The following is a 12,734-nucleotide window of genomic DNA, read 5'->3' as shown; positions in this document are numbered from 1 at the left end:
AGATTTTAAGAGGAAATTCATACTTGTGAGATGGCGAAGTGTGACCAATATTGCAGAACGAATCCCCTTTAATTCAATGAACGCGATAAATTATTCAGTTAAGCGTAGTTGCTGGCGGTTGAATCATCTATTGCTTGACGTTGTTGCTCAAACTCTATGATTTCTTCTGCCGGCACCGGTCTACCCAAGAAAAAGCCTTGAACAACGTCGCAGTGAAGTGATTCCATTCTTGTTAGTTGGGTCTGGGTTTCTATGCCTTCAGCTACCACTCTCATTCTTAGGTTATGAGCCATGGATATAATCGCACGGATTAATGAATCATCTTGTTCATTGTTTTGGATTTGAGCGATAAATGAACGGTCAATTTTAAGCCCATCAAACGACATTTGTTGTAGGTAGGCGAGGGCAGAGTACCCAGTTCCAAAATCATCTAGCCACACTTCTACGCCGTTATCTTTTAGTTTTTTGAGCACGTACTGCGCTTTCTCAATATCATCAATAAACAGAGACTCTGTCACTTCAACATGAATGGTTTGAGGAGGGACTTGATATTGTTGTAAATATTTCGAAAAGAGCTGACTTAAATCTTGGCGGTAGATCTGCCTAGGAGACAAATTTAATGCGATATGAAAATCAGCAGCGAAATGATCCGCCCATTGTGCTCGCTGGCTAATTGCTGTCTCGATGAGGTATTCACCAAGCTCTAAAATTAAGTCACTTTGTTCTGCAATCGGGATAAATAATTCTGGGCTAATATAACCCTTCTCCGGATGATTCCACCTAACCAATGCTTCAACACCAATCAACTGGTAGGTGTTGAGGTCGAACTGGGGTTGATACCAAAGCTCGAACTGAGACAAATCACGTATTGAGCGGCGCAGTTCTTTTTCTATGTATAAGCGCTGCTTCACGGTCTCATCAAACGCGGAATCGTATATCGTCATGATATCTTTGCCGCGTCGTTTAGATTCTTGCGCCGCCAGTGAGGAGAGTTGTAAAAGAGACTCTGCGTTTGAGCCAAATTCCGGATACACCGCGACTCCAAGGCTTGCCGTAATTTGAATATCGTTCTCTTCCAAGTTAAAAGGAGAAAGCAGTTGGCGATGAATATCGTCCGCTTTTTCTCTAGCGTCGAGACTGTCTTTGCATGGAAAGACCAGCACAAATTCGTCAGCGCCGACTCGGCTTACGATGGTTGAAAGACGGTAAAGAGGCTGGAAGTAACTCGGCAAACGACCTTGAAGTTCTGAGGCGAGATGACCTAGCAATTTATCCCCGATGCTATGCCCGTAGTTATCGTTAATATGTTTAAAGTCATCCAGATCAATAAAAACAACCGCGAGTGAGGGTGACTTGCGGTTCGTTATTTGCTTTTGGATATCAATGAGCAACTTTTCTCGGTTAGGCAGGGAGGTAAGAATGTCGTGATACGCCATGAACTCCACCCGGCTTGTGTATCTGTTCACTTTGTTCGACATTTTGTTATACGCCGAAATAAGATCACCCACTTCATCTTTACTTTTTATATCAGTGATTGGCAGTGCTTGAGTATTTGACTCTGTAAATTGTTCTTTAAGTTGTTTGAGTGGTTTTATTAATGAGCGACCCAAAGCATACGCGATGGCACTTCCGAGCAGAACGGATATCGCACTGATCGTGAGCAGCAAGTTAAACATCTTTTGCTTATCGTTTGAGGTAAGCGCTTGTACTTGAGCAATGTTTTGTTCTTTCTCTTCTAATAGATGTGCTAGGTTGAGTTCAAGATACACCGCGCCCAGTGTGATATTCGATTGCTGAATCGGTGCCGCAATTTCTAATTGATGTTTAGAAAAAGAAATGAGAATTCTAGACTCTTCTATTGCTTTCAAAATAAAGCGAGAACGGTAATGACGCTGGGCAAACATACTTAGCTGAGTCGTACCGTCGTGAAAGATTAGTCCTTCATTATCAACAACGTGTATCTTCGAGACATCTGGTTGGCTTAATGTCGCTTTAATTTGCTCGTACGCTTGGCTGATATTATCCGTATAGAGTGGGTCAAAAAGTTGTTTTGATAATAACTCTGCGTAAACCAATCCTTTTTGCTTGACGTAAGACTCTGTTTTTTCTTGTGAGTTCTCGGTGATTTGGCGGGTTAAGTTATTTGAGTACGTATCGTAACCATGCATATATAGTGCGAGGTTTATCACTACGACAAACAGGACAACAAAAATGGTCGAGCAAATGTATTTAGTTTCGAGTGAGAGTTTGTGGAACATCAATCCACCTTCGGTAACAAGTGAATAGATGTTCGAACGGTATTTAAGGACGCGGACATTTCTGGCGTTAGAGCGGTGATCTTTTTCGTGTTTTGGAACTGTTTAAGTGCTAGAGCACCTTGCTGAGATGTCTCCATACCGAGCAATATTGACGTGATTTTATGTTGCTGATCTTGGCTTAAGGTCGGAGAGGCGAGAATTAAGTCTCTAGGTATTTCTACCGAGCGAGCGAAAATCGTTAGTTTGTCTTTCATGCTTTCTGGAAGATCTTTAGGGTTGCTCCAATTGAAATTGCTGAACGCTCCTGCTGCGACTCTCTGCTTATACACCCATACTGAAAGGTTGATTTCATTTGATTGAGCCAAGTGCTCGTCAAGGAATAAATATCCAATACTGTCTTTGGCTGGTTTGTCATCGGAGGAGGGGAGGTATTCTAATTTCTCCCCTTGATTAAGCAGTGTAATAGCAGGTAAGTAATAGCTGCTGGTGGATGTACGCTTTTCAAAAACAAGTGTTTTTCCGCGCAGATCAGAAATCGACTCGATACCGCTCTCTTTGTGGGTAAAGAATACCGTATGATATTTTTGTAAACCTTTTTTCCAGCGTATGGCAATGACTTGGCTGCCAGATTCTGCCTCGAGGGTCATTGCATTGAAGGGGGTGGCTGTTGCAATTTGAACGGTGCCATTTTCAAGTGCCACCGCGAGCTGGCGATAATTTTTAAATACTTTTACAGCCCCCTTGGTGTATCCGTATCCGGCCAAACCATTGGTCACGTGCTGCGTAAAAGGCGTCGACTTTTTGATTTTGCTTTGAGCTTTATTGGAAACAATGCCAAACGTGAATGTTTTTTCAATATTTTCTTGTGCACTGACGACAAAAGGCGAACTCAGCAAAGTGAGTGATAACAGAGTGCAGGCAGGTTTCATCCGGCTTCAACTTCCTTCTGGTGCATGTCAGTAATATTTAGCATTTATCAATGCGCCCCAATCAATAGTAGAAACAGTATGATGTACAAATTTCGTTTTACTAGCGCACTTTTATAATGTGACTTGGTCACTTATTCCGTTCAAATAGTACCGAATTTGAAGTTTATGTACAGGATGAATGTTTCACCGTGGGTTTTAATTCACTGGATTCTTAGTCAAGTTCAGTAGTGTCTGTGAGCGAGTACACCTTCTTTATCATGACGTCGTGTTAAGAAAATCTCTCCAATTGCTTTTGATATTTTTTCTCGAGTGCTTCATTACCTGCTGCACGTTCAAGTTGAATCATGAGCTGTAAAGAGGGTTTCTTAACGCCATACATTTGATTAAATCTCATTAATCGAATTCTGGCTTCAGTGTAATTGCCGCTATCAATTTCTAGCTTGGCTAGCTGCAAAATAGATTTTGGCCTATGAGGGTCATGATCAATAGCTCGGGCGAAGTAGTATTTCGCTTTGTCTTTATCTTGTGACTTCAACGCGCAAAATGCGGCGTTTTCATAACTGGCCGGAATGAGATAGTAATAAGGCTGCTCAATGGCTCGATTAAACATTTGATCGGCTTTCTCGAAGTCACCCCGCTTGCAAAGAAAGGTGCCGTAGTTATTGAGCACGTTACCATTTTTGGTGTGTTGGCGTAGAGAGCGTTTATACATTTGCTCGGCTTTAGCATCTTCGCCAACCGTTTCATAGTAGTGAGCCATCGATAACTGAGCACGATAGTATTGAGGTGCGTGGGTTAAGGCTTGTTGCAAGTTATCATGCGCGCGAATCATATTGCCGCCTTCTAAATAACCTAGGCCAAGTGCGATACGTGATTCTGCCATTGCTACAGGATCGGCTTTAACGACAGGGCTACCATCTTCTTTCACCGTCACGCAGCCCACAAGTGCAAACTGAGAGATTAATAGTAGTGCACCGAGCTTTGTTGTTTTCATTCTTTGTCCCTACATCCCTGAATCTCCCAGCATGATATGAATTACGTAGCAAAAGCCTATTGAGGAAAAAACACTATGCGATCAGGTTTGCAAACTGGTATGAAAAAGCCGCCATATGGCGGCTTGGTTCACATATTACATTTAGGCATCATAAGCGCTTTGTTTACGTGCTTTGAGGTTAATCGTCTTTAGTAAAAGCGTCTTCACTGAAGTGATCAAGATCATAAGGTGTTTGCTGGTAAACGCAGTAGTTCAGCCAGTTTAAAAAGAGGAGATGTCCATGACTTCTCCAACTGGCAATTGGTGGATTATCAGGATTGTTGTTTGGATAGTAGTTGACGGGAATGGCTGGTTCCATGCCTTCGCTTAAATCGCGGATATATTCGTTATGTAAGGTATGCGAATCGTATTCAGGATGCCCAGTAACAAACACATTTCTCTTGTCTTTTGTTGTAGCTAAGTAAACACCTGCAACATCCGACGTGGCTAGGATGTCTAAGTCGGTATGTTCTTCTAAAAAGTGAGGTGAAAAGTCGGCATAGCGTGAATGAGGCGCTAAAAATGTGTCATCAAACCCACGTAACATAGGATGGAATTGATGATGAATCTGGTGATGGTACACGCCTGAAAGTTTTTCTTTACGCGTTTTTTTAGGTAGATCGTAGAGCAACTTCAGCCCTGCTTGTGCTGCCCAGCAGACATAAAGAGTCGATGTCACATGATCTTTTGCCCATTCCATGATGGTTTTTAGGTGGTCCCAATAAATGACATCTTCAAATTGAACCAAACCTAGTGGCGCACCAGTAATGATCATGCCATCGAAATTTTTATCTCTCACCATTTCAAATTGACGATAAAAAGTATCCAAATGTTCGGTTGGCGTATTTTTGCTTGGGCGGTTATCAATGCGCAATAACTCGACATTGACTTGTAATGGGCTGTTTGAGAGTAGACGCAAAAACTGAGTTTCAGTTTCTATTTTTTTGGGCATCAGATTCAGGATCAGCACTCGTAAAGGACGTATTTCCTGACTCGCAGCACGCGTTTCACTCATTACGAAGATGTTCTCTGTCCTTAGCACATCGGTAGCTGGTAATTGATCTGGAATTCTAATTGGCACGACTTTCTCTCCCTAAGTATAGTCAATCTAGACGTCTATACTTCTAAAGCTAACTTAATTAAGTTTAGATGTCGATACGAAATATGACTTTTCAATCTACTCTTTACATTATGGTAAACCGAGCTCGAAGCTGTCACACAATTGTGACTAGAGCGGAGTTTCTGATGAGATATGTTTGAAACGCTGGTCGTACTATTTGCTGGTAATTATGTGATCACGTTAATATGCGAAAGTGACTTCGTTGTAAGGAAGTCTCAGATTAATGAGCCATACTAAAAACAATCAGCTCACCAATATGCATTAAAGTGTGTATTTGGAAACATCGTCAGTGGAGGACATTATGTTCGGTATTTTTAAAAGAAAGACAAAAATTCAGAGCATCGCTCAAGAGGTTCCTAGCGTACTATTGCGCTTGTTTGGCGATAAAGATACTTATACGCCGAAAGAAATTGATCAAGCCCTTCAAGAGCTTGGTCATGATAAGAGCAAGGATCTAAGTCATTATCAGTATGCCTATGGAATGTTTGCCAATGAAGCTTCTTACGAGCAGCTAGGGCTGACGGATGAGTTAGGTAATTATGGTCACTTTCAACGAGAAGTGGGCAAGATGCTACTCAATACACCAGAGCCAATTGATATGCACATCTACTTTGAAATTGCTCGGCAGCACCAAAAAGCAGGCCTGTCGCTTACTCATCAAGAAGTGAGTGAAAGCGATGGCGTGTGAATGTCTCTATATTCAAGTGATCACGCTGTGAATCCTGCATTTTGAAGCTGCTTGAGTAAGAGGTATTCCATCGAGAGATGAGTTGGGTATAATGCGCGACCTAATTATCCGGACGTGTTGTCGGTTACATTTCTGTTGAGCGTTAATGCCTTATGTTCAAAATGCTTGTCTCTATGCCGCCAATGTTGGCGCTGTCGATCGCGATTGTATGTGAAGTGATTGCCACTTCCTATATTCCCAAAACAGAGCAATTTACGAAAATGATGCCGAGTACAGTCGTTCTGATTGGTTACGGCATTGCTTTCTTCTTGCTTTCCGTCACGGTAAAAACGATGCCTGTTGGGGTTGTTTACGCCATATGGAGTGGGGCGGGTATTGTTTTAGTTGCGACGGTTGGCTACTTTGTTTATGGACAGCGACTAGATTTGCCGGCGCTTGTTGGCATTGGGTTTATCCTCACTGGTGTGATGATTGTTAACCTGTTATCCAAGACTGTAGGACACGGATAACTAACACCACTTGTGATGCCAAATAAAAAGCCGTAGCGAGAAATTGCTGCGGCTTTTTAATGTCAATCCAATAGTTAACTTACTAGTACCTCAAGCATTTTGCTTTGTTGACGATGTTTTCGATTGCGATACATCACGGCGGCGAACGCTGGGAGGCTAAATGTGATAAACCCTAATATCAGTGCATATGCCCCAGTTTTTGCGCTAATTCCTGCTGGCACGTCAAAAGATACAACAATCGTCACCAAGCAACTTATCAAGCCTAACCCTGCCACTAAACACATTCCTATTTTTCCGCCCGCAACTCGAAATGGGCGCTCAATATCTGCGTGTTTGTATCGTGAGACCAAAAAGCTAACAAAAATACAGATGTACATCACCATATAGAGCTGAGTCATCAGGATATTCAATAGCCACATGCCTTGATTGACGTTTGGAACAAAAATGAAAACCAAAGAGAGCACGCTAACAATCGCGCCTTGCAAGAGCAATAATGAGACGGGGGCTTGGTTGCGGTTTTCTTTGGCGAGCGACATCGGCATGAAACTATCTTTTGCGGCAACATGTAGACTTTTAGTTGGGGCGATTATCCAGTTATTCAGGCTTGCAAGCGTGCCAAAAACAATAGCAAGGGCAATGACAGGCAGCAGGAATGAGAGGTGCAGATCATCAAAAAAAGCTTTGAAGGCAAGTATCACTCCTTCACTCAAACTAGAATGATCACTTGAGACGACCGAAGAAATAGACAGTGAGCACGCCGTCAGAGAAACCAAGATTAAGGTTGTGGAGATCAGCAGAGCTTTGGGATAGGCTTTTTGCGGATTTTCTACTTCGCTTGCATAAGAGGTCGTGATTTCAAGGCCTGTAAGTGACAGAACTACCGCAGTAAAACCCGCTCCGATCCCATCTTGAGAAAGGTCCGGCAACCAGTCAGATACGTGGCGAAGCGAGATATGAGACTCACCAGGATGGGTATACGCCCAGTACCCGCCTAATCCGATAATCAATAGAATCGGAAATATCAAACCTAGGGTGCCGAATACATTTGTAATCAGGGAAGAGAGGCGCAAGCCAAAGATATTAACTAAAGTTAACGCCCAAAAAATCACATTAATCATCACCAACATAAACATGTTGTTTTGCGCCAGGTCTGGGAAAAAAGGGTAGGCCCCCGTTGCAACAATGAATGAAATTAACGGTGGATAGTAAACAATATTTTCAGCGTATTGATACCACACGGTGGCAAAGCCAAAGTTTGGCCCTAGTGTTTCTTTGCCCCAAAGATATACACCACCTTGCTTTGGATAAGTGGTACTTAGCTCAGCACACACTAGCGCTGTAGGGACAAAAAAACAGAGTCCAGCAAGTAAGAAGAAAGAAATGGCATGGCTACCAAACAAAGCCGCCCCAGGAATGTTCCTTATGCTGTCGACCGAAGTTATGGTGATCATGATGATAGAGAAAACACTCAATTTAACGGCGGATTTAACGATATTGCTCATTCGATACCTTTAATGGATGAGCGCACAACTTCTAGGCTGTAAAAGTAGCGTGCTACAAGTAAGACTCGCGTATTGTAGATTCCTCATAAATAGTGGGTATATAGCGAAAAACGGTATGTATTTATCCGAAAATGAGCTGAAAACAACGCGCTTTATTTCCATGGGATATAAACGAGTGATATGTCGGATAAATAAACACTTATAGCGATAAATTAGAACCTTTAGGTAAAGGTTTGACTTTCCCCTAAGGTCAAGGAGTACATTAACGCCATATCGAAATGAAACGATGGAGAAACATAATGGGATGCTGTAACCAAGCGCCAAAAGGTGGCACCGGAAAGTTGTCTTACTTGTTCAGGGTAATGGTTATCATGTTTATTGTTATTTTCATGATAGCTGCATTATGGGGTTAAAAAAACACCATTATCTAGCGCATTGAAAACACAAAGTTATGTTTGTCCAAACTTTATGAAAGTGCGGTAGATTAATCACTCCAATCGATGTTAACGTGGTGATTCATCTTTGCTGCTTTTTCATCCCCCTACATATTTCTGCAAAGTTCTTATTGTGTAGTGTGTCGAAGAACCATAGAATCCGCGCGCTTTAATTTATGTTATTAGCGCTATCAATGATAAAAGTGCAGTCCATTATCATTGTTTTTATCACTTATAGATGGGCACATCTGACAATACTCACATGAATAAATACCAAAAGCCTGAATTCAAGGCTGAATTTCTTTTGCCTCGTTACTGGGGAACCTTAATTATCATCAGCGTAATGTACTTACTCAGTCTCCTTCCTTTCAAAGTTCAGTTAGCATTAGGACGTGGCATTGGCCGTTTAGCCATGCGAATCATGAAAAAACGTCAAGTTACGATTAGACGCAATCTTGAGCTTTGCTTTCCTCAGATGGAAGAATGCCAACGCGAAGCAATTTTAAAAGACAATATCGACAATACAGGTATTGCGCTATTTGAGACCGCGATGGCATGGTTTTGGTCTGATAAACGGGTAAACAAACACGTTACGATAAAAGGAATGGAGCACCTCGAGGCTTTAGAAAAATCAGGCAAAGGGGCATTAATGTTGGCCGTACACTCGATGAACTTAGAGTTAGGTGCTCGTGCTTTTGGCATTAAAAAGTCTGGAACTGGTGTTTATCGCCCAAACAACAATCCGTGTTTTGATTACTTTCAATACAAGGGGCGTTCTCGCTCTAATCGTACGCTTATTGATCGCAAGAACGTTAAAGCCATGCTTGAAGCGCTTAGAACGGGTGAGCGGGTCTGGTATGCACCGGATCATGATTATGGAAACCGACGCTCAACGTTTGCGCCATTATTTGCCGTTAAAAATGCTTGCACGACGACAGGTACAAGTCTGCTGGTTGATTCGACAGATTGTGCCATCGTGCCTTTTACGATGGTAAGAGGAAAAGACGGACACTATACTTTGACGATTAGTGCGCCAGTTGACGGTTTCCCGAAAGAAGATCCTCAAGGTGCGGCAGTTTTCGTGAATAAGATAGTTGAAACGTCAATCATGGCAAGTCCGAGCCAATATATGTGGCTTCACCGTCGGTTTAAAACCAGACCTGAAGGCGAGGATTGTTTGTACAAGCCCAGACTTATCCCTAGCTTGGCATAGCATAGAAAGAGCTTAAAAAAGCCCAAGGAACATACGAACCTTGGGCTTTTACGTTCTATTCTTTTTCTATTTACAGGTAGCGGCCTTTTAGGTGCGCTTGGAAGTGCTTAGCATTTAGTGTTTCACCCGTTGCTTCTCTTACGAGATCATCCGTTGTTAATAAGCTGCCTTTACTCCAGATGTTCTTCGACAGCCAATCGAATATCGGCGTCAGATCGCCAGAGCGAATAACCGCGTCCACATCTACCGTTTGCTTCATTGCGGCCATGAACTGGGCTGCATACATCGCACCGAGAGTGTAGGACGGGAAATATCCAAAACTTCCATCCGTCCAATGAATGTCCTGCATACAACCGTTTTTGAAATTCCCTTCCGTTGAGAGTCCCAAATACGCTTTCATTTTTTCGTTCCAGAGCTCTGGTACGTCTGTATGCTTGATGGCACCGTTCATAAGATCACGTTCAATCTCATATCGAAGAATAACGTGGGCAGGGTATGTTAATTCGTCCGCATCTACGCGAATAAAGCCTTTCTCTACGCGAGTGTAGATTTTGGCTAGATTGTCTTTTTCAAATTCATCCCCAGAAAAATGCTTGGAAGCCATGTGAGCAAGGTGGTCGATAAATGCGTTGTTTCGTCCTATTTGCATTTCAAAGAAGAGCGACTGTGACTCATGAATTCCCATAGAGCGGGCTTGACCAGCTGGTGTTCCTGCTAAATCTTTTGGTAGCCCTTGCTCGTATCGGGCATGGCCAGTTTCGTGGACGATCCCCATCAATGATTGGACAAACTCGCTTTCATCATAACGTGTTGTAATACGCACATCTGTTGGCACACCGCCACAAAATGGGTGGACACTTTCATCAAGCCGACCGTGTTCAAAATCGAATTGAAGTAGCTTCATGACTTCCAGTCCCAGCGCTTTTTGTTTTTCCGCAGGGTAGTGCGCAGTTGGCAATAAGATGTTGTCTGATTGCTGTTTTTCAAGCGCTTCGTCTATCAAGGAAGGTAGCCACGTTTTTACGTCAGCAAAAAGCGCGTCTAACGATGCAGACGTTGTGCCTGGTTCATAAATATCAAGCATGGCATCGTAAGGCGTTGTGCCGTTTGCTTCGGCTCTAATTTGCGCTTCTTCTTGCGATAGCTTGACGACTTCTGCCCAGTTTTTTTCAAAGCCAGACCAGTCATTTTCTCCTCGTTGCGTACGCCATGCATGTTCACATTTGGAGCCAGCAAGAGATTGAGCTTGAACTAATGATTCTGGTAGCAAGTTAGCTTGTTGCCATTCACGTTTCATTTCTCGTAGGATGGACTTTTCACTCGCAGATAGCGTCTCTTCTTCTGCCTGAGCGAAAAGCTCGCCCAAGTGTGGCTGAGTCATCAATGAGTGGATGTGTACATCAAGCTCTGCCATAGCATTGGAGCGTGCTTCAGCGCCACCAGATGGCATGACCGCTGCTTGGTCCCAACCTATGATGGCAGAGAGGTGCTCAAAGTTTGCCACTTTTTTGGAATGTTCAATGAGTTTTGTAAATGCTTTCATGTGACTACTCTTATTCTTTTGTTCTTTCCCTAAACACCCGATAACGGGTCCTTTACGTCGAGTTGCACGAAACAACCTGCGTTAATTTACTAATAATTAACAATTAATCGTCACTCATTGTCCATAAATTCACCCAGTTGTATAGCTCTCTTAAAAAAGAAGCTTGCGAATCTCGTGGATTGACGGTATTGATGACGGATTAACAATTAATTATCACGATAATATGGATATCTTGAATTTTGAGGCATTTATTATTGCCATCACTATTTTAACGCTAACGCCGGGTTTAGATACGGCCCTTGTTATCCGTAATACCAGTCGCGCGGGTTTAAAAGACGGATGTACAACCAGTTTAGGGATTTGCTTTGGCTTATTTGTGCATGCTTTCTTTTCAGCGGTTGGAATTTCGGCCATTCTGGCGCAATCTGCAGAGTTGTTCCAAATCGTAAAAATGATTGGTGCAGCTTATCTTATTTGGCTTGGTTTGAGCAGTTTAAAAGCCCTGATGTCGTCGAAGAATGGTTTGTCAGTGACTGAGCAGGTTCATGAAGTGTTTAATGGCAAACGCTCTTTTAGAGAGGGCTTTCTTTCTAACGTCTTGAACCCAAAAACGGCAGTTTTTTACTTGGCGTTCTTGCCACAGTTTGTGAATCCAGAAGGTTCTCCTTTGCTTCAATCAATGATGATGGCATCCGTGCACTTTATTATTGCGATGGTTTGGCAGTGTGGTTTGGCTGGCGCACTTAACTCAGCTAAGAGCCTGTTAAAGAATGCAAGCTTTATGAAGTGGATGGAAGGGGCGACGGGCGCTGTCTTAGTCGCACTTGGCGTAAAGTTATTGATTGAAAAGCCCGTGTAATGCGCAATATTTACCACCTTTTGATATTGCTCGTTGTGTTTATTACTGGCGTGGTTGGTGCCATTGTTTGGCAGACATGGCCACAGGTACAGTTTGCGCAACGTGGCATGACCTGGTCTTGGCACTGGGGCTATTTCGAGCCATTTTCCAATGGAATACAACAGACGCGAACTCAAGATACGAAACAGCTATTACTTCGACGTGTGTATATGAATGACGGTATTGTCGTTTTTGTCTCGACAACAATGGACAATAAATTTGAAGTTGATGTTGTAAAAGAGCAAAGTTGCGAACCTAAAACGACAACTTGGGCTTCAGTATCCGTCAACCATCAACGCATGAGACATGTGCCGATGGTTTGTGATGCACTGGGGCAGAGCTACTTTTATCGCTACATCGGGAAGCATCTTGAATCGATTGAAGTTGGGGTTGGAGATTCGTTCGTAACAGAGGCGTTTTCAGACTGGCCGCTATCAGAGCTGAAGTCGGATCAATTCAAGCAAAAAAATGCGAAGTTTTTTCAAGAACGTGGAGAAAAGGTTGAGCATCAATGGTTGAGAGATTAACCGCTTAACTTAAGATAAAATAAAGCCCGCTGAATACCAGCGGGCTTTATGTTTTTACCATTTCCAATTTACTTTCAGCG

Annotated in this window: 11 protein-coding genes; 5 read left to right on the top strand and 6 right to left on the bottom strand. The window is 42.8% G+C overall.

The genetic code is table 11. The features are described from left to right. Positions 1-98 precede the first annotated feature (98 nt). From D8S93_RS04845 to metA, 4 genes are all read right to left on the bottom strand, one after another. Positions 99-2,258 (bottom strand): GGDEF domain-containing phosphodiesterase, encoded by a 2,160-nt coding sequence (locus tag D8S93_RS04845; RefSeq protein WP_152812248.1) that lies wholly within the window; start codon positions 2,256-2,258, stop codon positions 99-101. Beyond that, positions 2,258-3,187 (bottom strand): phosphate/phosphite/phosphonate ABC transporter substrate-binding protein, encoded by a 930-nt coding sequence (locus D8S93_RS04840; RefSeq protein ID WP_150918590.1) that lies wholly within the window; start codon positions 3,185-3,187, stop codon positions 2,258-2,260. The genes D8S93_RS04845 and D8S93_RS04840 overlap by 1 nt, the downstream gene beginning before the upstream one ends. A 268-nt stretch (positions 3,188-3,455) precedes the next feature. Next, positions 3,456-4,181 (bottom strand): type IV pilus biogenesis/stability protein PilW, encoded by a 726-nt coding sequence (gene pilW / locus D8S93_RS04835; protein WP_053807335.1) that lies wholly within the window; start codon positions 4,179-4,181, stop codon positions 3,456-3,458. Positions 4,182-4,359: 178 nt separating this feature from the next. Further along, positions 4,360-5,301, bottom strand: coding sequence for a homoserine O-acetyltransferase MetA (gene metA, locus D8S93_RS04830; protein WP_006741610.1), 942 nt, complete (start codon positions 5,299-5,301; stop codon positions 4,360-4,362). 340 nt (positions 5,302-5,641) lie between these two features. Between metA and D8S93_RS04825 the strand changes: the two genes are divergently transcribed. Both D8S93_RS04825 and D8S93_RS04820 read left to right on the top strand, forming a co-directional pair. Beyond that, complete coding sequence (locus D8S93_RS04825) at positions 5,642-6,028, top strand: DUF6559 family protein (protein ID WP_012841885.1); 387 nt, start codon at positions 5,642-5,644, stop codon at positions 6,026-6,028. 173 nt (positions 6,029-6,201) lie between these two features. Beyond that, positions 6,202-6,537 carry a DMT family transporter gene (locus tag D8S93_RS04820; protein ID WP_065646842.1) on the top strand — a complete coding sequence of 112 codons (336 nt, stop codon included), beginning with the start codon at positions 6,202-6,204 and terminating at the stop codon, positions 6,535-6,537. Positions 6,538-6,611: 74 nt separating this feature from the next. Here D8S93_RS04820 and D8S93_RS04815 read toward each other — a convergent pair whose 3' ends face one another. Beyond that, positions 6,612-8,039 (bottom strand): APC family permease, encoded by a 1,428-nt coding sequence (locus tag D8S93_RS04815; RefSeq protein WP_152812246.1) that lies wholly within the window; start codon positions 8,037-8,039, stop codon positions 6,612-6,614. Between the two features lie 696 nt (positions 8,040-8,735). On the opposite strand from D8S93_RS04815, the gene D8S93_RS04810 reads away from it, so the two are divergent. Beyond that, positions 8,736-9,686 carry an LpxL/LpxP family Kdo(2)-lipid IV(A) lauroyl/palmitoleoyl acyltransferase gene (locus tag D8S93_RS04810; RefSeq protein ID WP_041853039.1) on the top strand — a complete coding sequence of 317 codons (951 nt, stop codon included), beginning with the start codon at positions 8,736-8,738 and terminating at the stop codon, positions 9,684-9,686. 70 nt (positions 9,687-9,756) lie between these two features. Here the strand turns inward: D8S93_RS04810 and D8S93_RS04805 are convergent, their stop codons facing one another. Further along, positions 9,757-11,229, bottom strand: coding sequence for a carboxypeptidase M32 (locus D8S93_RS04805; protein WP_152812244.1), 1,473 nt, complete (start codon positions 11,227-11,229; stop codon positions 9,757-9,759). Between the two features lie 223 nt (positions 11,230-11,452). Between D8S93_RS04805 and D8S93_RS04800 the strand changes: the two genes are divergently transcribed. Further along, a complete protein-coding gene (locus D8S93_RS04800; RefSeq protein WP_005393419.1) occupies positions 11,453-12,088 on the top strand; it encodes a LysE family translocator in 636 nt (211 codons plus the stop codon). Next, positions 12,088-12,654, top strand: coding sequence for a hypothetical protein (locus D8S93_RS04795; RefSeq protein WP_005393418.1), 567 nt, complete (start codon positions 12,088-12,090; stop codon positions 12,652-12,654). Before D8S93_RS04800 ends, D8S93_RS04795 begins: the two co-directional genes overlap by 1 nt. Positions 12,655-12,734: the final 80 nt, after the last annotated feature.

Source organism: Vibrio sp. VGrn 2, from assembly GCF_009361695.1.
Classification (GTDB): Bacteria; Pseudomonadota; Gammaproteobacteria; order Enterobacterales; family Vibrionaceae; genus Vibrio; species Vibrio diabolicus.
The sequence above is the reverse complement of the archived record's forward strand: the minus strand, read 5'-3'. Positions and strand labels throughout refer to the sequence as shown.